The sequence below is a fragment of the Rhizobium sp. CECT 9324 genome (genome assembly GCF_918741265.1).
GTDB lineage: Bacteria > Pseudomonadota > Alphaproteobacteria > Rhizobiales > Rhizobiaceae > Allorhizobium.
In genome coordinates, this window is sequence record NZ_CAKKMZ010000001.1 from 1,650,810 (window position 1) to 1,673,432 (window position 22,623).

Genomic DNA, 22,623 nt, shown 5'->3' on the forward strand with positions numbered 1-22,623 from the left:
CTGGGCGTTTTCTCGTCAGTCATCAAGACGGCAACTGATGGTGTGCCAACCACCCGCCACCCCCCAATCCCCTGCCTTTTCACGGCTTGCCAAGCCGCATCGCCAATGCTCCGTTGCGGTTGCAAAAGGAATCGTCATGAACCAGCACGTCACGCCGCAACCGAAGCTCGGCGCCAGCTTTTACCGCCTTTGGCTGTCGAGTGGCCTTGCCAATCTCGCCGATGGCGTCGGCGTCGTCGCCTGGCCCTGGCTTGCCTCGCTGATCACCCGCGACCCGCTGGCAATCTCGATGGTGGCGGCCGCCCAGAAACTGCCCTGGTTCCTCTTCGCCCTGCCGTCCGGCGTGATCACCGACCGGCTCGACCGCCGCAAGCTGGTGGTCGCCATGGATCTCGTGCGCTTCGTGGTCCTGATGACGCTGGCCGCAGCGCTTCTGGTCCCCGGCCTGCTGCCGCAAGACCCGATAGCCGACTTTCCGACCGCCACGCTCTACTGGCTGCTGCTCGCAGCCGCGCTGATGGTTGGTTTCGCCGAAGTGCTGCGCGACAATTCCGCTGTCACCCTGATGCCGGCGATCGTGCCGCTGGAACGGCTGGAAACAGCAAACGGCCGCATGGGCAGCCTGGAAACCGTGATGAACATGATGATCGGCCCGCCGCTTGCCGGTCTGATGATCGGCTTGGCCTTGCCGCTTGCCTTCGGCCTCTATGGCCTCGCCTTTGCATTTGCCGGACTGCTGGTCCTGTCCATCCCCGGCCGGTTTCGCACAATCCGACCGGATGAGCGCCATTGGGTCGCCGAGATCCGCGAAGGTGCGGTCTATCTCTTCCAGCGGCCGCTGTTGCGCGATCTGGCCATCGGGCTTGGAGCCCTGAATGCCATCGATGTGATGCTGCTGATGGGACTGGTGCTGTATGCCCAGGAGGTGATGGGCCTCAACTCGGCGCACTACGGCCTGCTGCTCACCGGTCTTGCCACCGGAGGACTGCTGGGTGGTCTGCTCGGCGAACGTGTCATCCGCCGTCTTGGACCCTCCGTCTGTCTGCGGCTGACCATCGGCGGCTGCTGTGCGATGGCGCTGGTCATCCTGCTCATGCCGTTTTCGGTCGCCGTCTGGTTCGCCCTGATGCTCGCCAGCTTCACCGGCATGATCTGGAACATCATCACCGTGTCGCTGCGCCAGCGCATGATCCCGCCGCATCTGCTCGGCCGGGTCAACAGCGTCTACCGCTTCTTCGGCCTCGGCACCATGCCGCTCGGCCTTCTCGTCTCCGGCCTGAGCGTCACCATTGCCGAAGGCTTCATGCCGCGCAGCCAGGCGCTGGCCGCCCCTTTCGCGCTGGGTGCCGTCCTGTCGCTGCTCTTGCTGGTCGGCATATGGAAACGCGTGTCGCCGAAAGCGCTGAAGGATTTCGCCGGTCAGTGATCAAGCCCGTCGCGGCGGCGGCCGGGTAGCGACGGCACAGAGCGAAGCAGCGAGCGCAACACGCATTTGAAGGCGGTTAAAAACCATGCAGCTTTGCACACATTTGGTTAGGCCGGATATTCTATCAATCATTGGTTGATAGCTCTGCGCCTTTGCGAGGTTTTGCCGATGAAGTTTGGTTTCATCCTCTGCTGGTTCATCTTGTGCGGCATTTGCCTCGTGGGAGCCCTGGTTCCGCTTGTCGGCGCCGTCTTCATCTTGTTCATGCCATTCATCCTTGGCTCTTTGGCTGCACTGGGACTGCTCGCCATCGTCCTCGATGTTCTCATCCGACGGTTGCATGTTGCTTTTGTCGTTTTGCCGGTCGGTGCGCTTGTCTGGTATTATGGTCTGGTGGTTTTCGACCAACTGGATCTTCGACGCATTCGCGACGAGATCGCCGCGCAAAATCCAATCACAATCGGTGCGTTTGATCCGAGCCTGTATGACCTTGTGCTGCCGGACGCACAGCGTTTCGTCCGCTTGAATGCAATTGCAACAGCCTACGATGACAAGCAAAGCTTGTTCGAAAAGGAGTTTGCCCAGATCAGCGCCTTGAGTGACGACGACTGCAGCATCGTTGCCGATTTTATCAAGACTATGCCGGGTAGCTGGGCCGATGTTTCGCCGGGCATATTCGGCGCCGTCTGTGTCGTGACAGTTCCCGGAAAACCGGCCAGGCAGAGCGTCCGGATCACCAGACAGCACACGCTGTACAAGGACAGCCCGCAACTTCGAGCAAGCGGCATTCAGTTAAGTGGTGCCGATGGGCCGGTGATGACGCTGATTGACCAGGTATCGGTTGATGCCTATCCCCCGATCCCGGTTCTTCTTCTGGGCTGCATGCTGATGACCGAAGGTCAGCCGCAATGCTATTTCGGCCCGAAGAAACGGCCTCGGACACTCGAAGTGATCAACCCGTCGATCGATCGCGATCTCTATCCCGAGCCGGAGAATATCCTGCTTGGCATCCCCGCCAGGAAGAGCGGCGAGGGACCGTTTGCCGACCGGGAAAGCGTGATGGCCGCGATCCGTACCGCGGCCGCCGGGAGCCATCCCCCACCCCTCACGCCAGCGGTTCAAACACCATCGAGTGACCGTTGATGCAGTAGCGCAATCCGGTTGGCTTCGGGCCGTCGGGGAAGACGTGGCCGAGATGGCCGCCGCAATTGGCGCAGCGGATTTCGGTGCGCACCATGCCATAGGCGGTGTCGCGATGTTCGGTGACGGCATCGGCCTTGACCGGCTCGAAATAGCTCGGCCAGCCGCAGCCGGCGTCGAATTTGGTATCGGAAACGAACAGCGGTTCGTTGCAGGCGGCGCAGCGATAGAGCCCCTTGTCGGTCATGTCCCAATAGGGGCCGCTGAAGGCGCGTTCGGTGCCGTGCTCGCGCAGGATCCGGTATTGCTCGGGCGTCAGCTGCTCGCGCCATTCCGCGTCGCTCTTGGTGATCTTCGGTGCGATTGTCGTGTCGCTCATCTTGCGCTCTCCAACTGGAATTTCGGACTGGAATTTCGAATGGGCGGCCGGCGAACCGGCCTCCGTTGTCCTATAGATAGGATGCCGATGCGGTTGCGGCAAATCCTCTTGCGCGCGGTTTTTGTCGTGCGGCGCCGGAAACTTTGCCTTTGCCGGCCCCGTCAACGCACGGCACAAAAGGCAGTTTGACCTGAGGAAACCGGGGGTTGACACCTCCGTGATTGGATTTTGGTCCGTTTTTGCTTGAGACGACGGCCCCCATGTCCTAACACGGAACCTCCTTGCATCGCAGCCAAGTTCACCATCGAACGACCGCCCGGGGAGGTGGAATGCCTGTTTTGACCGGCGATCTGACCTGGATCGCAATGTTGCTACCCTTTGCCGGTGCGCTTGTGGCGCCATGGTTGACATCACGGCTTGGCGCGTCCGCTGCCTGGTTGCTGGCGCTGTTTCCGGCGCTCGCCTTCCTGCATTTCGTCGGCTTCATGCCAGAAATTGCGGCGGGCGAAGTGGTGACCGGCGGTTATGCCTGGGTGCCGAGCCTCAACCTGTCCTTTTCCTGGTTCCTCGACGGCCTGTCGCTGACCTTTGCCCTGTTGATCACCGGCATCGGCGCGCTGATCGTGCTGTACGCCGGCGGCTACATGAAGGGTCATGTCCAGCAGGGTCGTTTCTTCGCCTATATCCTGCTGTTCATGGGCGCAATGCTCGGCGTCGTCGTTTCCGACAGCCTGCTGATGCTCTTCGTCTTCTGGGAGCTGACCTCGATCACCTCCTTCCTGCTGATCGGTTTCGACCATGGTCGCGAGGCCGCCCGTCGCGCCGCCCTGCAGGCGCTGGTCGTCACCGGTGGCGGTGGCCTGCTGCTGCTCGCCGGCCTGATCCTGATCTGGAACATCACTGGCGTCAGCCAGCTCTCCCTGCTCCTGCACATGGGCGACAACCTGCGCGCCAGCCCGTTTTACCTGGCGGCGCTGTTCCTGGTGCTCGGTGGCGCCTTCACCAAGTCGGCCCAGTTTCCGTTCCATTTCTGGCTGCCCAATGCCATGGAGGCGCCGACACCCGTCTCGGCCTATCTGCATTCCGCCACCATGGTCAAAGCCGGTGTCTACCTGCTGATGCGGCTCAATCCGGCCATGGGCGGCACGCCCGCCTGGGAAATCCTCTTGCCCTTCTTCGGCGGCATCACCCTGATCGTCGGCGCGGTGCTTGCCATCCGCCAGACGGACCTGAAGCTGATGCTCGCCTATACGACCGTTGCCTCGCTAGGCCTGCTGGTCATGCTGACCGGTTTCGACACGCCCTATGCGGTCGAGGCGGCGGTGCTGTATCTGGTTGCCCATTCGCTGTTCAAGGGCGCGCTGTTCATGGTCGCCGGCATCATCGACCATGAAACCGGCACCCGCGACGTTCGAAAGCTGAGTGGCCTGCGCAAGGCCATGCCGATCACCTTTGCCGCAGCCCTGATCGCCGCGCTGTCGATGGGCGGCCTGCCGCCGCTCTTCGGCTTTCTCGCCAAGGAGGAGATCTACACGGCCCTTGTCGGCAGCAATCCGCGCGCCGTGGTCTTCACCGCCGTTGCCGTCTTCGGCAATGCGTTGATGTTCGCCATTGCCTTTGCCGTCGGGCTGAAACCCTTCATCGGCCCGCAGGTGAAAACGCCGAAACATGCCCATGAGGGACCCGCGCTGCTCTGGCTGGGTCCGCTGAAGCTGGCGCTTCTCGGCCTGATACTGGCCATTTTTGCGCCTCTCACCCATTGGCTGATCTCGTCACCGATGGCGAGTGCTATCGATGGCGAGGCCAAGACGGTGTCGATCAGCCTGATCCCGCATCTCGGTGTGCCGCTCGTCCTGTCGCTGCTGACGATCGCGCTCGGCGTGCTGATCTACCGCAATCTCGACCGCGCCCGCGCTCTGGTTGCCGAGTTGGTCGAGTCCATCGGCACCGGCCCCGATCGCGGCTTCGATCATGCCATCAGCGGTCTGGTCAAACTGTCCTTCCACGTCACCCGCCGGCTGCAGGGCGGACGGCTTGAAGTCTATATCACCAGCACATTCATCCTTCTCGCCGTTGTCCTGCTCCTGCCGCCGCTGGTCTATGGCGAGTTTCCGGGCCTGCCCGCATGGCCGGTGAACCTGCGCTTCCATGAACTGGCGATCTTCGCCATCGCCGTCATCGGCGTGCTCGCGGTGCTCACTGCCAAGGACCGCCTGACCGCGATTGTCTGCCTCGGCATCCAGGGCTTTGCCATCGCCGTCATCTTCCTGCTGTTCGGCGCACCGGACCTGTCCTTTACCCAGTTCATGGTCGAAACGCTGTCCGTCGTCATCCTCGCGCTGGTCATGTCGCGCCTCAGGCTGTCGCCCTCCGATCACCGCCCGCTCTGGGCGACCTTCGGTGACGGCGCCGTGGCAGTCGCTTGCGGAACGGGTTTTGCACTGCTGTTGATGGCTTCAACCGAAATGCCCTTCGACACCACGCTCACCGAATTCTTCAACACCTATTCCAAGGCGATTGCCCACGGCGCCAATGTCGTCAACGTCATCATCGTCGACTTCCGCGGCGTCGACACGCTGGGCGAGATCTCGGTGGTGATGATCACCGGCCTGTCGATCCTCGCCCTGATCCGCGTGCGCGCCCGCCCGGCGGCTTTGGCTGTTGCGCAAACCACACCGGTTGCCGACGAGACCGCGCAGCCGGCGCGCAAGAAGAAGGGGGCGAAGAAATGATCGCGACCTTGGGACGCCCGGCCATGCCCGCCATCCGTTTTGCAGCTCACCCCCCTCTGGCCTGTCGGCCATCTCCCCCACACGGGGGGAGATCCGACCATCGCCAGGGCCTGCCTGTATCTATCCACATTGCCAAACGAGTAACCTCGAAGATTACGGCAAACTGGGGTTTACTGCCTATAACTCAGCTCAGTATCAAGCACGCCTGCGGCTCCAGCCGATCTCCCTCCTTGTGGGGGGTAAGGAGCGGTCCGCGCAGCGGAGCAATCGATCCAGTGAATCGATTGCAGCGACGAACGCCGGCAGGGCAGAGGGGGGTAGCCAATCTTGCACGCCGGCCATTCGGGAGGCCGCTGACATGAACACCCTGATCTTCCGCACCGTCGCGCCGTTCCTCACCGCGCTGATGCTGCTGTTTTCGATCTTTGTCCTGCTGCGCGGCCACAACGAGCCCGGCGGCGGCTTCATCGGCGGCCTGATCGCCGCATCTGCCTTTGCCATCTACGGCATCGCCTTCGGCGTCCAGGCTGTGCGCCGGGCGCTGTATTTCCACCCGATGTCGATCGCCGGCTGTGGCCTTTTCCTCTCGACCCTGTCCGGCTTCGTATCCGCGCCGCTCGGCCTGCCGTTCATGACCGGGGTGTGGATCTATCCGACGCTGTTTGGCGTCGAGGTGCCGCTTGCCACCGTCGTCTCCTTCGATGTCGGCGTCTATCTGGTCGTGCTCGGCGCCTTCACCTCGATCGCGCTTGCGCTCGAAGAAAGGGATGACGGCTGATGGAAGCGCTGTTTGCAATCCTGGTCGGCATCTTCTTTGCCGCCGCCCTCTATCTGATGATGTCCAAGCATATCATCCGCGTCCTGCTCGGCGTGGTGCTGCTCGGCAATGCCGTCAACCTGCTGCTGTTCACCGCCGGCCGGCTGACCGCCGAAGTCCCGCCGATCATTCCGGCCGGCAGCGATACGCTCGCCATGGATGCTGCCAATCCGCTGCCGCAGGCGCTGATCCTGACGGCGATCGTCATCTCGTTTTCCTTCTTCTGCTTCCTGCTGGTGCTGACCTACCGCGCCTATCAGGACCTCGGCACCGACGACACCGACGACATGCGCGTCGCCGAGCCGAAGGACGAACCCATGCCTCCGATGGGATATTGAGAATGGCCGTGCCCGTGACCTCGACCCCGATCGACCTGTCCGCCGCCCTGGTCATGGATCCGGCAACCGCTGGCCAGTGGCTCGCCATCCTGCCGATGGGCCTGTGCCTTGCCACCGGTGCGTTGCTGATGATGATCCGCCACCGCATCACCTGGCATTCGAAGGTGACGCTTGCCGCGCTCGCCCTGCTGGTGCTTGTCGATGTCCTGCTGCTGTCGAAGGTTCTCGCCGATGGCCCGCTGACCATGATGATGGGCCGCTGGCGTCCGCCGTTCGGCATTGCCATCACCGTCGATCTCACCGGCGCGCTTCTGGCGCTGGCTGCCGCCATCGTCGCCTTTGCCGCCGCCCTCTATGCCGAGGTCGATATCGACAATAGCGGCCGCCGCTATGGCTTCTATCCGCTGCTGATGGTGCTGATGGCCGGTGTTTCCGGCGCGTTTCTGACCGGCGACATCTTCAACCTCTATGTCTGGTTCGAGGTTCTGCTGATCTCGTCCTTCGGCCTGTTGATCCTCGGCTCCGAGCGTGAGCAGATCGACGGCGCGCTGAAATATGCGGTGCTCAACCTGATCGCCACGACGCTGTTCCTGATCGCGGTCGGTTATCTCTATGCGATCTTCGGCACGCTCAACATGGCCGATATCGCGCTCAAGGCGCCGGAACTCTCGGGCTCCGCGCCGCTGATGACGCTGTCGGCGCTGTTCATTCTCGCCTTCTCGATGAAGGCGGCGGCCTTTCCGGTCAATTTCTGGCTGCCGGCCTCCTATCACACCCCGCGTGTCGTCGTGTCGGCGCTCTTTGCCGGCCTGCTGACCAAGGTCGGCGTCTATGCGCTGCTGCGTGTCATGGTCATGCTGCTGCCGATCGAGCGCGAGGCGCTGAGCCTTGTCATCGCCATTGTCGCCGCCCTCACCATGATCCTCGGCGCCATGGGCGCGCTGGCCCAGACCGACATCCGCCGTTTCATGGGCTATGTCGTCATCGCCGGCATCGGCAACATGATGGCCGGCATCGCCATTGGCGGCGATATGGCCGTCGGGGCTGCGATCTTTTACGCGCTGCATTCGATCCTGCTGATGACGGCACTCTATCTGGTAATGGGCGAGGCAGCCCGCATCGGCGGCAGTTTCAGCCTGTCGAAACTGGCGGGCCTGTGGACGGCGGCGCCGGTCTTTGCCGCGCTGTCGCTCGCCCTGTTTTTTGCCGCCAGCGGTCTGCCGCCGTTTTCCGGCTTCTGGCCCAAGGCGCTGCTGGTCAAGGCCTCGCTCGATATCGGCGCCTGGTGGCTGGCCGGCGCCGTCCTGCTCTCGGGCTTCTTGACAACCATCGGCTTCGGCCGGCTGTTCCTGCTCGCCTATTGGCGTCCAGGCCTGATCGAGGCACCCGCAAGAACGCAGGACATCGGCAGCCCCGCCTTCGTGCCACCGCCGCCGACGCCCCGCCCGAGCCTGTGGCGCACCGCACCGATCCTGCTGCTGTCCGTCTTCGTCGTCTGGTTCGGCCTGTTTCCCGATCCGCTGATCGTCGTTAGCCAGCAGGCGGCGGCTGGTCTCTCCGATCCGGTGGCCTACATCCTCTCTGTCTTCCCGGAGAAAGCTGCGCCATGAGTGTGTTTGCCATCAGCATCATCATGACCGCCATCTGGGCGGCCGTCAGCGAAAGTGCCGCCCTGCACAATCTCCTGCTCGGCTTCGTGCTCTCGCTGGTCATCCTCAGCCTGCTGCGCGAACAGTTGCTCGGCGACGCCAGACCCAATCGCACCCTGCGCATCCTGTCGCTGGTCTGGCTGTTCCTGATCGAATTGGCCAAATCCGCCTGGAAGGTCGCCGTGATGGTCACCCGGCCGAAGCTCGACGTGAAGCCCGGCATCTTTGCCTATCCGCTGACCGTGACCAGCGATCTCGAGATCACCTTGCTGGCAAACCTGATCACGCTCACCCCCGGCACGCTGTCGGTCGATGTCTCGGACGATCGCAAGACGCTTTATGTTCATGCCATCGACTGTGCCGACCCGGACGCTGCCCGGCTCGACATCGCCAATGGCTTCGAGCGCAAGATCCGCGAGGCCTTTGCATGATGCCCCCCGACATGATCACCCCCGACATGATCGTCGACTATGCCTCTGTCTTTGCCCTGCTGGCGCTGGGCATCGCCTTTCTCCTGACCGTCTACCGCGCCGTCGTCGGCCCGACCCTGCCGGACCGGATCATCGCCCTCGACATGCTGGTCGGCATCGTCATCGGCTTCATCGCGGTGATCGCGCTGCGCTCCGGCTACACGCTCTATATCGACATCGCGATTTCGCTCGGCCTCGTCGGCTTCCTGGCAACGGTCGCCTTTGCCCGTTTCATCCTCGCCCGCGGCAAGGTCGGCGACGGCGAGGCGCATGATTTCCGTGGAATTCGGGCCGAGCCTGTAACACAACCTGAATTAGAAAAACCGCCACGCCAGGCCAAGGCGCCGAAGCCGGCGAAACCCCGCGCCAGCCGCCGCAAGGAGGCCAAATGATCGATTTTCTCGTCGCCATCCTGATTGCCGCCATCATCATTGTCGGTGCGCTGTTTTCCCTGGTTGCCGCCATCGGCCTTAACCGCCTGCCGGATCTTTACACGCGCATGCATGCCGCCTCGAAGGCCGGCACGGTCGGCTCCGGCCTGTTGCTGCTCGCCGTCGGTCTCAATTCCGGTGAATTTGCGATTTTTTTCCGTGCCTTGGCCGGCTTCGTGTTTTTCATTCTGACGGCGCCTGTCTCGGCGCATCTGCTTGCCCGCGCCGCCCACAAGGTTGGCTATAGGCTATCGCCTGTATCATTGCAGGACGACATGAACAAAAAACCGTCATAAATGCCCTGCAGGTTAATTTAGCAGATCCTCTGCAATCTGTAGGCGGTTAAATCAGCAGTGTTCCAAGCAAAATGACAATAAATCCGGTTTATACCCGTGACATCTAGTAGAAATATCGGGTGGACATTTGCGTTGGGAGTGCTAATCCACTGATACGATGCTTTTCAGCTGTATTCGTTGATTGATGGCTGGTCTGAACCAATGATTACCACTTGGTAATATTCAGGGCGATGACCGCATTGACTGCGGCGCAGGCAACGGACGGTTTGGGGCCGGACCGAAAGATAAGCGGGTTGAGGGGTAGTTACGCGTTCCGGGACTGGTCGATTGGCGACCGGTAGGAGCGGATATAATTGACTCAGGCTGGGTGCGGCGGCGACCAGCGACGAGATGAACAGGAGAATGAAATGATGGAAATACAACAAGGCCCCGGCCAGCAGTTGCTGGTCGAGCTGACGGCCGATATCGTTGCGGCCTATGTCAGCCACCATGTGGTGCCGGTTGGCGATCTGACCAATCTGATTGCCGATATTCACCAGGCCTTGAGCAATACTTCGTCGCCCGCGCCCGTGGTGGCCGTGGTCGAAAAGCCGAAGCCGGCTGTCGCCGTGCGCAAGTCCGTCCAGGACGATCATATCGTCTGCCTGGAATGCGGCGGTTCGTTCAAGTCGCTGAAGCGTCATTTGATGACCCATCATTCGCTCGGCCCGGAAGAGTACCGCGAGAAGTGGGATCTGGCTGCCGACTATCCGATGGTCGCCCCGGCCTATGCCGAGGCGCGCTCGCGTCTCGCCAAGGAAATGGGTCTCGGCCAGCGCCGCAAGCGCGGCAAGTAAGCTTTCAAGTTACTTCCAAACAGATCCGGCACATCAAGCCGAACAGGAACCGGGCCACAAGGCCCGGTTTTTTGTTGTCAACACGAAAGAAAAAAATCCTATTTACGCTGATTTCCTTGCCCGAAACGACCTCAATCTCACGATCGGGGCCGACTGCCGCTGAACCGAAAACGTCGGATGCAGGTTGAAATAGTTGTTGAAATAAGGCTGATCCATTAACGGCCTATCCGCGAAGCGCGGCATAGGGGGAAATTTTAGGACTATCTTTCGTCTCGAACTCTGTTATCAATATAGGAATATGATCCTATATTGGAGCTTCAGATGTCGATTGTATCCGAGCCCGACCCCATCCATCTGCCGGACGACGAGCCGGACTGCCTGGCCCAGGCGCTGCCGCTCACCCCGGAACGCCGGCTGCTGTGCATGGTCGTGCGCCAGCTGGCGATCGAGCTTCTCACCGCCGTCGGCTTCGATGCCGAGCGTGACAGCCGGCGGCGCGCCACCAATCATGTGCGCCAGATCGCCATGTATGTCTGTCATGTCGCCTATTCCATGCCGATGATCGAGGTCGCCGAGGCCTTTGGCCGCGACCGCACCACGGTGCGCCACGCCTGCCGCATGGTCGAGGATCGCCGGGATGACCCGGCCTATGACGGTTTCGTTGCCATCGTCGAACGCATGGCCTGCGCGGTTGTCCTTCTCGCCGGTCCGCGGCCGTGATCCGCATGCCGGCACGGGCCTGCTTTAGGATCCGGCACAGAACAACCGCCGAAGACACCAGCCGAACACGGACAAGCAACACCAGCGAGGAGATCCGATGACCAGACTACCGCCGACCGCCATCAGCCAAGCAACGGCCAGCCACTTCTGCTCAAGGTCCGGAACCGGCACTGGTGACGCCACCAGAACCGGCACATGTGATGCAACCAGAAACAGAGCCGGCACGAGCACCAGCACCAGCACTGACACTGGCACCGGCGTCACGAAAGGTATCGGCACTGCCCTTAATGCGCAGGACCGCAAGCTGGTCCGGCGCCTGCTGCGCCTGGCGCTCTATGGTCCGCTCACCGTCACGACCACAGGCGATGCGCGCCCGGTGATCGAGGCCGGCGGCAGGACGCTGTCGGATATCGACCCGGCCCTCCTGCGCCGATTGGTGGCCGACGGCCTGCTGGCCGCCGTGCCGCAGGGTTTTGCCGCCACCGCAGAGACGGCAAGCTTCCTGCGCCGTGCCATCACCGATGCGGCGTCCGAGCCCTTTCTCGACCAGCACCGCGTGCTGGAGACTGTGACGCTGAAGGAGCCCGACGGCCGCCGCAGCGTGCGCCGCAATCTCGCCGAATCGCCGCTCTTTCCCTTGCTGCGCCTGAAGGATCGGCAGGGTCTGCCGTTCCTCTCGGACGTTGCGGTTCAAGCCGGCGAAAGACTGGCCGAAGATTTCGAACGCGGCGGCCTGCAGCCCCGCATTACCGCCTCCTGGGAGCCGCGCCTGGCCAGTCGGACGCGCGGGCAGGCGGCGACAACCGCCGATCTCGCAGATGTGGCCCAATCCGCCCGTCGCCGCCTGGCATCCGCCATCACCGCCATGGGCCCGGAACTGTCCGGCGTGGCGCTCGACGTCTGCTGCTTCGGCAAGGGGCTGGAAACGGTCGAGCGCGAACGCCAGTGGCCGGCCCGCTCCGCCAAGCTCATGCTGCGCGCAGCCTTGCTGGCACTTGCCCGCCACTATGCCCCGCCGCCGCGACAAGGCCAGCGCCTGCCGCGGCACTGGGGCGAGGAGGGTTACCGGCCGGAAATCCCGGCTTCGGACAGATGAAAGGCGGTGGCGAATTCAGCCCTTTCGCCCGGACAAGGGTTCAATTGTGTCGAGCGCATCGGTCGGGTCAGGCTCGACATTCGCCACTCTGTCCAGGATCGCCAATGCGGCGTTCGCATCACCGCGCGCCGCGCGTGCCTTGAGGGCCATGATCGCCCTGCGGTGCCCGATGCCGTCGGCAACCAGCGCTGTCAGCAACTGGTTCAACGAGACATTGTCCTCGGAAGCGGCCTGCCGGACTTCGTCCATGACATGCTCGGGCAGTCTCAATGGGTAGGTGCTCATCGATCGGTACTCCTCGTCGCCAGTTGTCTCGCGATATCGCTCGCTTTGCATGTGGTCAGCCCGAAAGCTGCCATGGCAGGATGGTTGAAATGTTTGTCATTGCTGACAATTGTGTTGGCGCCCGCGCTCAAGGCACATTCGATATAGAGATCGTCCTTTGGGTCATCGAGAAATGGTCGAAATCGGAAGTGCGGCGACACCAGTCGGGCTCTGCTGAGCATGGCATCCAACACCACGTCTATGTCGGCCATCCCGATCGTTGAGTGACGGCCAAGAATGCCGGGCCTCTTCAACACATCTTCGTATTCGACGACGACAGCTGGTGAAACCGCAAATCTAAGTGGGCTGGCGATCAAGGCGCGCAAGACCACGTGCGATGCACCGTTTGACGAGCGCATGGCTGCCAGCAAGACATTCGCATCGACAACGATCATGCTGCCTATATGATATCATCTGCGATATCATGTCAAAGGAGATCCCTTGGTCGTCACACGAGCCGGCGGGCGGCTTCCTCGCGGATCCGCTGGATCATCGAGCGCAGGCCGTTGGCGCGCTGGGCCGACAGGTGCTCGAGCAGGCCGATCTGCTTGAACAGCTCGATCGCGTCGAATTCGACAACTTTCGCGGCCGTCTTGCCGGAATAGGCGGCGAGCACGATGGCCACCAGTCCGCGCACGATGAAGGCATCGCTGTCGCCGCGATAGGTCATCACAGGATCGGCACCATCGCCGGAGGACGTCGCAAGCCAGACCTGGCTGGCGCAGCCCTGCACCTTGTTGTCGGCGGTCTTGTCGTCGTCGGGAAGGTCCGGTAGCGCCTTGCCCAGTTCGATGACAAACCGCATCCGGTCCTCCCAGTCGTCGAGGAAGGCAAAATCGTCGATCATCTGTTCAAGCGTCGTCATGGCACACCGGGTCTGTTCCTGTTGCATGCCATATAGGCCAAGCGCCGCCCATTTTGAACCGCCTCTGTCGCGTAAAAAAAGAAAGCCGCGAGGCGGTTAACCTCGCGGCCCGGCAAAATGCCAAAGGGACAGTTTAGGACAGGCAAACAGGCATCCGCACAACCGTCATAAGCACGGTCGCTCTGATGCAAGATGGGTGGGGCGTTGACCCCGAATTGAATGGCGTTCGAAACGATCTGCTGCAGGCTGGGCCGCGCTGTCGCTCCGGACGGTCGAATGATCAGGCCGGTTTCAAAGCTTCGGCGGCGTATAGGGTTTCGGCAGGTTCTTGTTTGGCGGCCGCGGTGTCGGGACCACCGTGCCGGTCACGATCGCTGCCGTGTCGAGGTTTTCCGACAGGTCGACCGGCATCGGATCGAACGTCGGGGCGGTTGCGGTCTCGACCGCGGGCTTGACGATCTCGACGCGGCCCTTGGCCGGCAGCGCCGTATTGCTCTGGCCTTTATCGGTAAACTGCTGGTCGAGCAGCTGGAAGGCAACCAGTGCGCCTTCGCGGGCCCGCTGGCCGAGAGCCTGGAAGGTCTCCTTGCCTTTTTCGCAGACCTCCGGCTTCTCGACGCAGATTGCCGAGACATACTGGTAGGCATCCGTTGCTGCCGCAATCGCATCGCCCATGACGAGCCGCGGTCCGCCGGCGGTTTCCTCCTGCGGCGGATTGCCGAAGAACGACAGCACCACCAGCGCCATGGAGCAATAGAAAGTTCCCTTGATCAGAAACCACATTGTCGTCACCAAATCCCTGTTGCCGGTCGTTGCCGGACCTCTCGGGTTGCGTCCCGAATTCGTGATTTGAACCTATCGCTGAGTCGCAAAGATGGCTTTTCAGAACCTGTTCGGCTTTGAGGCAAATTTGATTAAAATGCCGCCTAAATCGCCTTTTGATGGCCTTTGTCTCGAATTGTAACGGTTGCTGTTAAGCATAATTGTGGCGCGCCCTCGGCAATCCCGCGGCTTTTGCCCGCTGCCGCCGACACAGAAGTTAACGCAACTGTGAAAACGCATGGAAATCCAGCGCTTACGCCCGATTAACCATAAATTCGAAAGCCCGGTCCGGCTGTTTCGTTTCGGGCCAGATGGGCCGTTTCCGGGCCTTCCGGAGGGCTCGCCTTATCTTTTCCTTAAGCGCGTGAAGCCTATGGTCGGGCTCGAAATGACGAAAATGAGTCTCGGATTTCCCGCGTGTTTGTATTGCGTAAAAATGTGGATGGACTGACGGCGATCATCGATCGCCTGGCCGCGCGTTGCCTGCCGCGCCAGTCCCATGGACGTATGGCGGATGCCGCGGAAATCCGGCTGATGCGCAAGCTGACGCTCGCTTTCCTGCCGGCCTTGCCGATCGTTCCGACCACGGTCTCGTTTTTCTTCGGTGCCGCCATCGGTCTTCCGCTCGGCTTTAGCCTGATCGTTGCCCTCTATATGATGACGGCCGTGGCGTTGATCGCCGGCCGCCGTGTTGGTGCCGAAACGGTCGACAATCTTGCCGCCGCCGCGCAGTCGGCAGAAGCCGGCTCGCCTTATGATCTCTGCCCCGGCCTCTTCCTCGGCCTCGATGCGGCCGGACTGGTGCGCACGGCCGGTGGCCGCGACCGCCAGATGTTCGTCTCCTTCCTGCGCGAGCCGCTGTCGCGCCCCTTCGTCGAACAGGTGCATGTGTCCGACCGCCTGTCCTTCATCCAGGCGCTCGATGCGCTGCGCCAGGGCGCCGATGCGGTTGTCATCGATCTCCGGCTCGATCGCCCGGTCCTCGGTCTCGACCACACCCAATTCCTCAATGTCCGCATGGACATGACCGCTGTTCGCTGCGCCGACGGCGCGCTGACTGGCGTCCAGGCCCAGATCCTCGATATCGAGGGCGAGATGCAGATCCGCGATACCGTCAGCGTCAAGGAAAACGAAGCCGTTGCCGCCCATGAGGCAAAGAGCCGGTTCCTCGCCGCCGTCAGCCACGAACTGCGCACGCCGCTCAACGCCATTCTCGGTTTCTCCGACATTCTCGCCGGCGAATATTTCGGCAAGCTCGCCAATGACCGCCAGCGCGAATATGTCCAGCTGATCCGCCAGTCGGGTGCCCATCTCCTGTCGGTGGTCAACACCATGCTCGACATGTCGAAGATCGAGGCCGGCCGCTATGAGCTGCAAATCGAACCCTTCGATGTCGCCGCAACCATCACCGAATGCGAACGCATGCTGTCGCTGCAGGCCGCCTCCAAGGGCGTCAAGCTGACCAGCCGGCTGCCGCGTGGCCTGGGCGAGGCGGTCGCCGACAGCCGCGCGCTGCGCCAGGTGATCATCAATCTCGTCGGCAACGCGATCAAGTTCACCGACAATGGCGGCGCCGTGATCATCGATGCCAATCGCACAGGCACCGACCTGGTGATCAGCGTCAGCGATACCGGCATCGGCATGGCGCCGGAAAAGCTGAGCATGCTCGGCCGGCCGTTCACCCAGGTGCATGACGATCTCAACCGCAATTATGAAGGCACCGGCCTTGGCCTCTCGCTGGTCAAGGGACTGATTGCGCTGCATGGTGGCGCATTCGCGATTTCCAGCCGTCCGGGCGAAGGGACTGTGGTTACCGTCACTCTGCCGGTTGACGGCTCGGGCGCTGTCGCGCAGGCTGAGAATGAAGATAATATGGTCGAGTTTCCGCCGCGCCTGACCGCGCAGCCGGTTTCTCACGGAAGGGAAAGCAAAGAGATCGCGTATGAGCAAGCGAACGCGAAAATCGCCTGAGAAGAAGAAAAAGCCGGCGCTGCGTGCGCTCGGTCTTCTGTCTGCCGGCGTGGCCGTGCTTGCGCGGCTTGCCGGGCGCCATCCGCGCCTGGTCGGCGGCATGGCGACGTTCGGCGTGATCTTCGGCACGATTGCCGCCAATGCCCTCTGGTACCAGCCGGGTCAGCATCCGTCGCCCTTGCTGCGGACCCGTGACGCCGCCGATTTCACCGCCCTTGCCGGTGTCGGCCGCGCCCCGCATCTGTCCGACGAACCGCAGACCAATGTCACCACATTCAAGATCGCCCGCGAGGGCGAGGTCCCGGCCGTCGACGCACCAGCCGCAGCAGCACCATCACCAGTCCAGGCGACCGGCGATGTGGCCACCACCACGCCGGCCGTCGCCAACCCGGCGCCCTCGACACTGGCCGAGACACCGGCCGAGGCACCGGCACCAGCCGCCGACTGGCCGGTTGCAACCGCGGAAACGGCAGTTCTTATCCGCGACGTCCAGGCCGAACTGTCGCGTCGTGGCCTCTATGACGGCGAGGCCGATGGTGTCATCGGTCCGCGCACCGAAACCGCGATCGCCGTCTTCCAGAAATCGGTCGGCATGGAGCCGAATGGCCTGGTCAGCGCCGAACTGGTCGCAGCACTTCGGGTCGACCGCAGCGTCACCGCCGCCGTTCCCGCCCAGCGCCCGACGCAGGATCTGGTCCGCGAGGGTGCCGCCGTTGATCCCGTCGCCGCCGCGATCCGCCGTGCCGAGACACAGGTTGTCACAGCGCCGCGTCGCGAGGTGGCCAAGCCATCTGCGCCGATGCCGGTACCGCCCGGCGAGATCCGCGCCACGCAAGCAAGGCCGGACACGCAACTGCCCGTCCAGCAGGCAAGCTTCGATCCGGGCCTGGTCATGGAGATCCAGCGCGGCCTGTCCAACATGGCCTATGCCGATGTCACCATCGATGGCGTGCCCGGCGAACAGACCCGCAATGCCATCCGCCGCTTCGAGCGCCACTACAGGATGGCCGAAACCGGAGAGCCGAGCGCCCTGGTGCTGAAGAAGCTGAAGTCGATCGGCGCGTTGTAGCCCAAGCCTTTGCTAGGCTTTCCCGTGACCCCTCCTCGCGCGTCAGGGGAGGGACGGACGCGTGCTGCGGCCAATCGAGTGTGTGAGCGTTTTTGCGTAACCATGCGCCAACTGCCGCGCAACATCGCGCATCAATGGTTAAACCGCTCAGCGGGACGGGTGGGCACTGTGTTCCATGAAATCGAGGGCTTCAAGCGCGAGGCGATGTAGGTCAAGGCGAGATCAAAGACGTCACGGCTTTTGAATGTCGATCCTCGATGATAGATCTTCTTGGCGATGACTTCAGCGGGACGCTCGCGGCTGATGATGCGTCCCTCGAAAGGGAATGGGGTCGTTGCGTCTTCGAGCAAGGGCGATGCTCCGAGAAAATCGATCTCGCCAACGCCCCGGACGATGAGCTTCAAGTGATGTCCAGGATACTGATAGTCTGGACGCTGGGTTTCTTCGTTCCAGCAAATGAGCCTCGTCACCATGTTCTTGATTGGAACAAGTCTTTGGATGGTTCTTGCTGAATCCAGGAACGCATCGATGTCGTAGCTGACACGATGGCCGAGATCGACCGCCAGAGATGTTCCGCCTCCGAACGTCCAGATCGGCGCCGGCTCTTCATCCGTCGTGACGGAATCGAGTGCCTGCAATGTCAGATCCATCAGCTTTTGCCATTGGGACGGCAGCCATCTCCCGGATCCATCGCGCACTGTTCTCATCCTCATCGACGTCCCAGAACGAGATCGCCTTTGACAGACTATCGAATGTAATCGCGCCTTCGACAACCATATCCATCATGATTTCCAGGCCGACCTCCCTGAAGAAGGCTCTGACATGCGGTCGCCATTGTCTGTCCGTCGTCGTCAGACGCAGGCACGCGATCAGGGTGTCGGCATCGATATGCTTCGGCAGCGGGGCGTTGACCGTGGTCAATGCCCGCCATATCGCCCGGCTCTTCATCGCGTTTCCCATCGTAAATCTCTACCAGATCGACCGGGCTGTCTCAAGAAGGCCAGTCTGAGGTCAGGTGCGTGCCTCTCGCCAGCGGTTGATCGACCGCCGGCGGCGGTAACCCGCAGCGCAGCGTTCGGCCGATAGCCGAGACCCGTATCGACCTTGTGGTACCGAAGCGCCCAAACCACCTTCCTATCCGCCCCACCTTCCCATCTGCCCGCGCATCGCCTACACCCTTGCCATGCGCATCCGCTCCGATATCTTCGTCTCTGCTCTCACCCGCCGCGTCTTTTCCGCCGGCGGCTTTGCCGCCGTGGTCGAAAAGGGGTCTGACGCGTCCGGCGCGATCTTCATCCGCCAGCGCTTCCGCGACGGCCTGGAAACGCTCTATGGCCCGGCGCCGCAATCGATGGTGATGGTCGAGGATCGCGATGACCGGCAGTTCGAGATCCGCCTGGCGCGGGCCGAACCGGAGACCGTCAGCGACCTGATCGCCCGCGAACAGCGCTTCGACAGTGATCTCTGGCTGGTGGAAATCGAAGTCGACGAGATCGGCGACTATGTACCGCTCGCCGATGGGCAAGGCTGACATTTAGTCTGGAGCGGGACAGATTGAGCCATTTACCGGAGATGAAGCATGTTCACCCACGTCATGATTGGAAGTAACGACCTGGAGCGGGCCAGAAGTTTCTACGACGCCACGTTTGTCGCATTGGGAGGCAAGCCCGGCGAGATGGACGCGCGAGGCAGGCTGATCTACCTCCATGAGGGCAGCCGGCTGATGATCACGAAACCGATTGACGGCAATCCGGCGACTGCGGCCAATGGAGGGACGATCGGTATCGCCGCGGCTAGCCGCGACCATGTGCTGGCATGGCACGCCGCCGGCACTACGCATGGTGGCAAGGCGATCGAGAGCCCGCCCTCGGAGCGCGCGAATGGGGCATTCGTCGCATATCTCCGCGATCCCGATGGAAACAAACTGACGGCGCGGTCGCAGCCGACGAAGTGAGATAGCTGTCGGCGACGCCTAGCGCTTGCGTGCCCGGAGCAGCTGGCGGCCAAGCTCGTCGCCGACCGGCTTGCGCGCCGCGGCCGGCGGGCTGGGCGCGACGGCCACCCTTTGGCCGTTGCTGGCCGCCGGCACCCGCGTTTCGTCGCCGCCCGTGTCGCCATCTCTGCCGAACGTATAGCTGTCGGCCCGCTGCCAGCTGTCGATGCGCGCTTCGCAATCATGCGCATCGAGGCTGGAAACCAGCCGGTCGGCGCGACTGACGCCGCCTTCGGCCCGCGCCAGATGCGGATAGATATGCTCGAGCACGAAGACGATCTCGGCGAGCGGCATGGCAACGCCGACGAGCGTCGTGGCCAACTGGCGGCCGGAAATGTCGAGCAGGATGCGTTCCGCAAGCCAGCGGCTCGACGACAGCAGGTCGGCAAGCGTCGTGGCGAAATTGCCGCCCTCGTGGCTGCGGGCAAAACGCACCAGAAGCGCTGCCTGCATCTGGCTGACGGTCCGCCGGCCCAGCCGGTCGCTGTCGGGCGGATTGAGGTGATGGGCGAGCCGCTTGATCTGCTGGCGCAACTCTTCCTCGCGCGCCAGGCGCTCAACGTCGGTCGGCGGCGGCGCAATCTGCATTTCCGTCCGCCGCACATTCGGCATGGCGGTGGCAACGGTGCCAGAACCAGAACCAGCCCCAGACCCCGTAGCCGTTTCGGCCACACCCGTATCGACAGTGACATCGGCCGTCACGGCCGGTCTCGCGGCGGCCGGTTCGCGTGCCGGCTCGCTATGGCGCAGGCCGACCAGTGCATCGATGACGGTCGGCGACAGGCGCTCGCGCTTGACGATCGCGCGGGCATGGTCGGCGCCTTGCGTGCGGGCGATCATCACCAGCATCTCGTCGGTCAGCGCCGGCGAGGCGGCGAGAAACGGTGCGGCGATCGCGATCGGCTGGGTGGCGATAAAAACGGTGATCGCCATCGGCAGGTTGGGGCTCTGCGACAGCGCCGCCACGGCCTCGCGCCGCGCTTCGAGCGTCGAATTGGCAAACAGTGGCTGGAACAGCTCGGCAAACTGTCGGAGCTCCGACTTGCCGGGAAAGGAAAGCGCCTGAAAACTCGTGACCGTGGCCATCAGAACAACGTCCTTTTTACGCACGCTGATGGGCTTTTCCAGCTCCCGAAACCGATCGTTCACGACAAACCCACCCCAACGCAATACAACTATGGCTCAGTTTAGAACGAATTTGTTAGCAAGCTGTTAACTAACCTATGGCTTGATCACCATACACGGATGGCACTGGACGGCGATTCGCGTACTGTTTAAGATATTAGGAATATGCGTGCCCCTGAGTAGAGTGGGCCAGATCCACGACGGAAGGGGCGCGTCAGAGAAAGGCGCAGATGACCCCGGATTGTGCGAAATCTTCCGCGACACGACCCGGATTGTGCCAGCCCTCCTAACCGGGGGCAGGGTGAAATCGATCTTTTCATCCGTCTCGACTGCGAATGGAGACGAGGCATGGCGGAAATCATCAAGATGACGGACCGGCTGGATCTGTCTCGAACCCGCGAACACACCGAGGGCCGCAAGGCGGAAATCCTGCTGTTCACCGGCATTCGCTACGAACGCCGCGAAACGGCGCAGATCCCGACGACACGCAAGAACAAGCCGCGCGTGCCGGCTTTGCCCAAGCCGCTCGAACAGAGCGTCGGCCCGGATGTGATGCCGTTCTGAAACCGGCTGAAGCGCCACAGCCATTTCCGCTGATAGACCGGCGGCAAACGGACCGGCTGCCAACAGACACGCGCCATCGGGTGTGATGGCCTCAGGGCAATCGCGACCGTGTCGCACAATTCACCGCCCGGTAAACGGCAGGCACTCCGCCTCGGCCAGAAACTCCCGCGCTTCCGCCTCGAAACTCGGCTGCGCCACCATGCTGCGCAACACCGCATAACCTGTCGTGCCGCGATGCTCGACCAGGATCGTCTGGGCCAGCGCCGCAATCGGCGCCTTGCGCAATTGCGCGATCTGCACCGGCGTCGCCAGGAGCACATCGACATCGCCGGCAACCGAGGTCCGGTCGTTCATCGAAAACACCTCGTTGGCATCCTTATCATAGAGCGAGATCGACCAGAAGCTGCCGCTGCCGAGCGCGACCAGCGACAAAGGCTGCCGGCTGATGTCGAAATGGCAGACGGCGACCCGCATAAAGGGATCGAGGCTCGACAGGCCCGTTGCGTCCGGCTTGACCTCCAGCCGGTGGAACAGGAACGGCGCGCCTTCCGCCACCACCCGCGTATAGGCATCCTTGCCGGTGAAATGCGGAATGCCGAGAATGATGATGATATGCAGCAGCACCGCGCCGAAAATCCCGGTGATGACGGCGTAAAGCAGTCTACTCATTGCCGCACCCGAGCGTTTCGATGCCCGGCATGTCGAGGCCGATTAGCCCGGTCGAGCCGGCAGCCGGCGTATCGAGCAGCGTCAGCACCAGCGAAAACGCCCCGGTATCGGGCAGCGCCAGCCAGTTGCCGGCCTTGGCATTGCGCGAGATCGTCACTGAAAACGTGCCGTCGCGCTGGCGCAGCACCGTCTGCGAATTGAGCGCGGTCGGAAGGTCCGCACCGGCGACAAGCGGCAGCCCGTCGCCGTCGGCGGCATAAAGCGTCCACAGCCGCGCCGTCGGCGTGCGGCCGGACAGCCGGTAGGTGCAGGTGCCGGTCAGGTGAAAATCCTTGTCGTCGGACGACGCCGTGAAGGTCAGCCCCTCGGCCGAACCATAGAGCAGCCGCCCGGCCTTTGCCCGATGCGCCTTGGCATAGGGATCGGCCTCGGCGGTCTGTGCCGCCGGAAAGGCCGACCACACGCCGATGCGGATCGCCCCGAAGCCGACAGAGGCATTCAGCGCCGAAAGGGCCGACAGGATGCCGCCGCCGAAGGTGATGATCAGCGCAAGCGCAATGAGCAGGGGAACACGAAACACGTCTCGTCAGATACCTAGTTGGACTTATCGTCGGGGTTGGACTTGTCGTCGGGGGTGGACTTGCGGTCAGCGTTCGACTTGCCGGCAGGCTGCCGGAGATCGGCTAGCGGTATCACTGATTCGCCATCGGGAAAAGGCAAGGCATCCGCAGCAGGGCCGATCCGGCCCCGGCCGTTCGACGCGAACGCGCCAGCCCCGCTCCACCCATCACCCCCAGCCCTCGACCCCACAATTAAGCCGCACGCATCACCCGGCCTTGGCACCCTCGGCCGCCGCCGCTCATGGAACCGAAGCCGGTGCGAACCGTTGTT

Annotated in this window: 27 protein-coding genes; 17 read left to right on the forward strand and 10 right to left on the reverse strand. The window is 62.6% G+C overall.

The window, feature by feature from the left end; all coding sequences use genetic code 11:
• Positions 1 to 136 precede the first annotated feature (136 nt).
• Complete coding sequence (locus tag LQ231_RS08120; RefSeq protein ID WP_230170961.1) at positions 137 to 1,426, forward strand: MFS transporter; 1,290 nt, start codon at positions 137 to 139, stop codon at positions 1,424 to 1,426.
• Positions 1,427 to 1,594: 168 nt separating this feature from the next.
• Complete coding sequence (locus LQ231_RS08125; protein WP_230170962.1) at positions 1,595 to 2,569, forward strand: hypothetical protein; 975 nt, start codon at positions 1,595 to 1,597, stop codon at positions 2,567 to 2,569.
• Here the strand turns inward: LQ231_RS08125 and msrB are convergent.
• Positions 2,532 to 2,945, reverse strand: coding sequence for a peptide-methionine (R)-S-oxide reductase MsrB (gene msrB, locus LQ231_RS08130; RefSeq protein WP_230170963.1), 414 nt, complete (start codon positions 2,943 to 2,945; stop codon positions 2,532 to 2,534). The genes LQ231_RS08125 and msrB overlap by 38 nt on opposite strands.
• 329 nt (positions 2,946 to 3,274) lie before the next feature.
• Between msrB and LQ231_RS08135 the strand changes: the two genes are divergently transcribed.
• From LQ231_RS08135 to LQ231_RS08180, 10 genes are all read left to right on the forward strand, one after another.
• Positions 3,275 to 5,677, forward strand: a complete 2,403-nt coding sequence (locus LQ231_RS08135; protein ID WP_230170964.1) for a putative monovalent cation/H+ antiporter subunit A — start codon at positions 3,275 to 3,277, stop codon at positions 5,675 to 5,677.
• Positions 5,678 to 6,035: 358 nt separating this feature from the next.
• Positions 6,036 to 6,455 carry a Na+/H+ antiporter subunit B gene (locus LQ231_RS08140; protein WP_113140674.1) on the forward strand — a complete coding sequence of 140 codons (420 nt, stop codon included), beginning with the start codon at positions 6,036 to 6,038 and terminating at the stop codon, positions 6,453 to 6,455.
• A complete protein-coding gene (locus tag LQ231_RS08145) occupies positions 6,455 to 6,832 on the forward strand; it encodes a Na+/H+ antiporter subunit C (RefSeq protein ID WP_113140675.1) in 378 nt (125 codons plus the stop codon). Before LQ231_RS08140 ends, LQ231_RS08145 begins: the two co-directional genes overlap by 1 nt.
• Positions 6,833 to 6,834: 2 nt before the next feature.
• Entirely contained in the window at positions 6,835 to 8,442 is a 1,608-nt protein-coding gene (locus LQ231_RS08150; protein ID WP_230170965.1) for a Na+/H+ antiporter subunit D, read from the forward strand.
• Positions 8,439 to 8,912: a Na+/H+ antiporter subunit E gene (locus tag LQ231_RS08155; RefSeq protein WP_113140677.1), complete on the forward strand. Its 474-nt coding sequence runs from the start codon at positions 8,439 to 8,441 to the stop codon at positions 8,910 to 8,912. The genes LQ231_RS08150 and LQ231_RS08155 overlap by 4 nt, the downstream gene beginning before the upstream one ends.
• Positions 8,913 to 8,926: 14 nt before the next feature.
• Complete coding sequence (locus LQ231_RS08160; RefSeq protein ID WP_230173283.1) at positions 8,927 to 9,343, forward strand: cation:proton antiporter; 417 nt, start codon at positions 8,927 to 8,929, stop codon at positions 9,341 to 9,343.
• Entirely contained in the window at positions 9,340 to 9,678 is a 339-nt protein-coding gene (mnhG, locus tag LQ231_RS08165; RefSeq protein WP_113140678.1) for a monovalent cation/H(+) antiporter subunit G, read from the forward strand. Before LQ231_RS08160 ends, mnhG begins: the two co-directional genes overlap by 4 nt.
• 407 nt (positions 9,679 to 10,085) lie before the next feature.
• Positions 10,086 to 10,514 carry a MucR family transcriptional regulator gene (locus LQ231_RS08170; protein ID WP_113140679.1) on the forward strand — a complete coding sequence of 143 codons (429 nt, stop codon included), beginning with the start codon at positions 10,086 to 10,088 and terminating at the stop codon, positions 10,512 to 10,514.
• Between the two features lie 321 nt (positions 10,515 to 10,835).
• A complete protein-coding gene (locus LQ231_RS08175) occupies positions 10,836 to 11,234 on the forward strand; it encodes a helix-turn-helix domain-containing protein (RefSeq protein ID WP_113140680.1) in 399 nt (132 codons plus the stop codon).
• Positions 11,235 to 11,331: 97 nt separating this feature from the next.
• The gene (locus LQ231_RS08180; protein ID WP_230170966.1) at positions 11,332 to 12,330 is read left to right on the forward strand and encodes a DUF6456 domain-containing protein; all 999 of its coding nucleotides are present in this window, start codon (positions 11,332 to 11,334) and stop codon (positions 12,328 to 12,330) included.
• A gap of 15 nt (positions 12,331 to 12,345) precedes the next feature.
• On the opposite strand, the gene LQ231_RS08185 is transcribed toward LQ231_RS08180, so the two are convergent.
• From LQ231_RS08185 to LQ231_RS08200, 4 genes are all read right to left on the reverse strand, one after another.
• Positions 12,346 to 12,615, reverse strand: a complete 270-nt coding sequence (locus LQ231_RS08185) for a hypothetical protein (RefSeq protein ID WP_230170967.1) — start codon at positions 12,613 to 12,615, stop codon at positions 12,346 to 12,348.
• Positions 12,612 to 13,049: a putative toxin-antitoxin system toxin component, PIN family gene (locus LQ231_RS08190; RefSeq protein ID WP_230170968.1), complete on the reverse strand. Its 438-nt coding sequence runs from the start codon at positions 13,047 to 13,049 to the stop codon at positions 12,612 to 12,614. The genes LQ231_RS08185 and LQ231_RS08190 overlap by 4 nt, the downstream gene beginning before the upstream one ends.
• Positions 13,050 to 13,102: 53 nt before the next feature.
• Positions 13,103 to 13,519, reverse strand: a complete 417-nt coding sequence (locus LQ231_RS08195) for a SufE family protein (RefSeq protein ID WP_230170969.1) — start codon at positions 13,517 to 13,519, stop codon at positions 13,103 to 13,105.
• Positions 13,520 to 13,810: 291 nt separating this feature from the next.
• On the reverse strand, positions 13,811 to 14,302 hold the full coding sequence (locus tag LQ231_RS08200) for a DUF5330 domain-containing protein (RefSeq protein ID WP_230170970.1): 492 nt from the start codon (positions 14,300 to 14,302) through the stop codon (positions 13,811 to 13,813).
• Positions 14,303 to 14,758: 456 nt separating this feature from the next.
• Between LQ231_RS08200 and LQ231_RS08205 the strand changes: the two genes are divergently transcribed.
• Together LQ231_RS08205 and LQ231_RS08210 are read left to right on the forward strand one after the other, a co-directional pair.
• Positions 14,759 to 16,312, forward strand: a complete 1,554-nt coding sequence (locus LQ231_RS08205) for a HAMP domain-containing sensor histidine kinase (RefSeq protein ID WP_230170971.1) — start codon at positions 14,759 to 14,761, stop codon at positions 16,310 to 16,312.
• Positions 16,284 to 17,381 carry a peptidoglycan-binding domain-containing protein gene (locus LQ231_RS08210; RefSeq protein WP_230170972.1) on the forward strand — a complete coding sequence of 366 codons (1,098 nt, stop codon included), beginning with the start codon at positions 16,284 to 16,286 and terminating at the stop codon, positions 17,379 to 17,381. The genes LQ231_RS08205 and LQ231_RS08210 overlap by 29 nt, the downstream gene beginning before the upstream one ends.
• Before the next feature lie 131 nt (positions 17,382 to 17,512).
• On the opposite strand, the gene LQ231_RS08215 is transcribed toward LQ231_RS08210, so the two are convergent.
• Positions 17,513 to 18,031: a nucleotidyl transferase AbiEii/AbiGii toxin family protein gene (locus LQ231_RS08215; protein WP_230170973.1), complete on the reverse strand. Its 519-nt coding sequence runs from the start codon at positions 18,029 to 18,031 to the stop codon at positions 17,513 to 17,515.
• Positions 17,988 to 18,341, reverse strand: coding sequence for a hypothetical protein (locus LQ231_RS08220; protein WP_230170974.1), 354 nt, complete (start codon positions 18,339 to 18,341; stop codon positions 17,988 to 17,990). The genes LQ231_RS08215 and LQ231_RS08220 overlap by 44 nt, the downstream gene beginning before the upstream one ends.
• A gap of 223 nt (positions 18,342 to 18,564) precedes the next feature.
• On the opposite strand from LQ231_RS08220, the gene LQ231_RS08225 reads away from it, so the two are divergent.
• Entirely contained in the window at positions 18,565 to 18,912 is a 348-nt protein-coding gene (locus LQ231_RS08225; protein ID WP_230170975.1) for a DUF1491 family protein, read from the forward strand.
• A gap of 48 nt (positions 18,913 to 18,960) precedes the next feature.
• Positions 18,961 to 19,335 carry a VOC family protein gene (locus tag LQ231_RS08230; RefSeq protein WP_230170976.1) on the forward strand — a complete coding sequence of 125 codons (375 nt, stop codon included), beginning with the start codon at positions 18,961 to 18,963 and terminating at the stop codon, positions 19,333 to 19,335.
• Positions 19,336 to 19,353: 18 nt separating this feature from the next.
• Here LQ231_RS08230 and LQ231_RS08235 read toward each other — a convergent pair whose 3' ends face one another.
• Entirely contained in the window at positions 19,354 to 20,460 is a 1,107-nt protein-coding gene (locus LQ231_RS08235; protein ID WP_230170977.1) for a DUF2336 domain-containing protein, read from the reverse strand.
• Positions 20,461 to 20,847: 387 nt separating this feature from the next.
• Here LQ231_RS08235 and LQ231_RS08240 point away from each other — a divergent pair, with 387 nt between their 5' ends.
• Positions 20,848 to 21,063: a hypothetical protein gene (locus LQ231_RS08240; RefSeq protein ID WP_230170978.1), complete on the forward strand. Its 216-nt coding sequence runs from the start codon at positions 20,848 to 20,850 to the stop codon at positions 21,061 to 21,063.
• Between the two features lie 120 nt (positions 21,064 to 21,183).
• Here the strand turns inward: LQ231_RS08240 and LQ231_RS08245 are convergent, their stop codons facing one another.
• Both LQ231_RS08245 and LQ231_RS08250 read right to left on the reverse strand, forming a co-directional pair.
• Positions 21,184 to 21,732: a DUF1254 domain-containing protein gene (locus LQ231_RS08245; protein WP_230170979.1), complete on the reverse strand. Its 549-nt coding sequence runs from the start codon at positions 21,730 to 21,732 to the stop codon at positions 21,184 to 21,186.
• Positions 21,725 to 22,312, reverse strand: a complete 588-nt coding sequence (locus tag LQ231_RS08250; protein ID WP_230170980.1) for a DUF1214 domain-containing protein — start codon at positions 22,310 to 22,312, stop codon at positions 21,725 to 21,727. The genes LQ231_RS08245 and LQ231_RS08250 overlap by 8 nt, the downstream gene beginning before the upstream one ends.
• Positions 22,313 to 22,623: the final 311 nt, after the last annotated feature.

What these genes read in the sequence shown, in the direction of transcription:
- LQ231_RS08155 (WP_113140677.1), top strand. Translation starts at nt 8,439, where the DNA reads ATGAGTGTGTTTGCCATCAGCATCATCATGACCGCCATCTGGGCGGCC.
- msrB (WP_230170963.1), bottom strand. Translation starts at nt 2,945, where the DNA reads ATGAGCGACACGACAATCGCACCGAAGATCACCAAGAGCGACGCGGAA.
- LQ231_RS08145 (WP_113140675.1), top strand. Translation starts at nt 6,455, where the DNA reads ATGGAAGCGCTGTTTGCAATCCTGGTCGGCATCTTCTTTGCCGCCGCC.
- LQ231_RS08175 (WP_113140680.1), top strand. Translation starts at nt 10,836, where the DNA reads ATGTCGATTGTATCCGAGCCCGACCCCATCCATCTGCCGGACGACGAG.
- LQ231_RS08185 (WP_230170967.1), bottom strand. Translation starts at nt 12,615, where the DNA reads ATGAGCACCTACCCATTGAGACTGCCCGAGCATGTCATGGACGAAGTC.
- LQ231_RS08220 (WP_230170974.1), bottom strand. Translation starts at nt 18,341, where the DNA reads ATGGGAAACGCGATGAAGAGCCGGGCGATATGGCGGGCATTGACCACG.
- LQ231_RS08210 (WP_230170972.1), top strand. Translation starts at nt 16,284, where the DNA reads ATGAGCAAGCGAACGCGAAAATCGCCTGAGAAGAAGAAAAAGCCGGCG.
- LQ231_RS08135 (WP_230170964.1), top strand. Translation starts at nt 3,275, where the DNA reads ATGCCTGTTTTGACCGGCGATCTGACCTGGATCGCAATGTTGCTACCC.
- LQ231_RS08170 (WP_113140679.1), top strand. Translation starts at nt 10,086, where the DNA reads ATGATGGAAATACAACAAGGCCCCGGCCAGCAGTTGCTGGTCGAGCTG.
- LQ231_RS08215 (WP_230170973.1), bottom strand. Translation starts at nt 18,031, where the DNA reads ATGGATCTGACATTGCAGGCACTCGATTCCGTCACGACGGATGAAGAG.
- LQ231_RS08200 (WP_230170970.1), bottom strand. Translation starts at nt 14,302, where the DNA reads ATGTGGTTTCTGATCAAGGGAACTTTCTATTGCTCCATGGCGCTGGTG.
- LQ231_RS08180 (WP_230170966.1), top strand. Translation starts at nt 11,332, where the DNA reads ATGACCAGACTACCGCCGACCGCCATCAGCCAAGCAACGGCCAGCCAC.
- LQ231_RS08140 (WP_113140674.1), top strand. Translation starts at nt 6,036, where the DNA reads ATGAACACCCTGATCTTCCGCACCGTCGCGCCGTTCCTCACCGCGCTG.
- LQ231_RS08190 (WP_230170968.1), bottom strand. Translation starts at nt 13,049, where the DNA reads ATGATCGTTGTCGATGCGAATGTCTTGCTGGCAGCCATGCGCTCGTCA.
- LQ231_RS08120 (WP_230170961.1), top strand. Translation starts at nt 137, where the DNA reads ATGAACCAGCACGTCACGCCGCAACCGAAGCTCGGCGCCAGCTTTTAC.
- LQ231_RS08195 (WP_230170969.1), bottom strand. Translation starts at nt 13,519, where the DNA reads ATGACGACGCTTGAACAGATGATCGACGATTTTGCCTTCCTCGACGAC.
- LQ231_RS08245 (WP_230170979.1), bottom strand. Translation starts at nt 21,732, where the DNA reads ATGAGTAGACTGCTTTACGCCGTCATCACCGGGATTTTCGGCGCGGTG.
- LQ231_RS08125 (WP_230170962.1), top strand. Translation starts at nt 1,595, where the DNA reads ATGAAGTTTGGTTTCATCCTCTGCTGGTTCATCTTGTGCGGCATTTGC.
- LQ231_RS08230 (WP_230170976.1), top strand. Translation starts at nt 18,961, where the DNA reads ATGTTCACCCACGTCATGATTGGAAGTAACGACCTGGAGCGGGCCAGA.
- LQ231_RS08150 (WP_230170965.1), top strand. Translation starts at nt 6,835, where the DNA reads ATGGCCGTGCCCGTGACCTCGACCCCGATCGACCTGTCCGCCGCCCTG.
- mnhG (WP_113140678.1), top strand. Translation starts at nt 9,340, where the DNA reads ATGATCGATTTTCTCGTCGCCATCCTGATTGCCGCCATCATCATTGTC.
- LQ231_RS08240 (WP_230170978.1), top strand. Translation starts at nt 20,848, where the DNA reads ATGGCGGAAATCATCAAGATGACGGACCGGCTGGATCTGTCTCGAACC.
- LQ231_RS08225 (WP_230170975.1), top strand. Translation starts at nt 18,565, where the DNA reads ATGCGCATCCGCTCCGATATCTTCGTCTCTGCTCTCACCCGCCGCGTC.
- LQ231_RS08235 (WP_230170977.1), bottom strand. Translation starts at nt 20,460, where the DNA reads ATGGCCACGGTCACGAGTTTTCAGGCGCTTTCCTTTCCCGGCAAGTCG.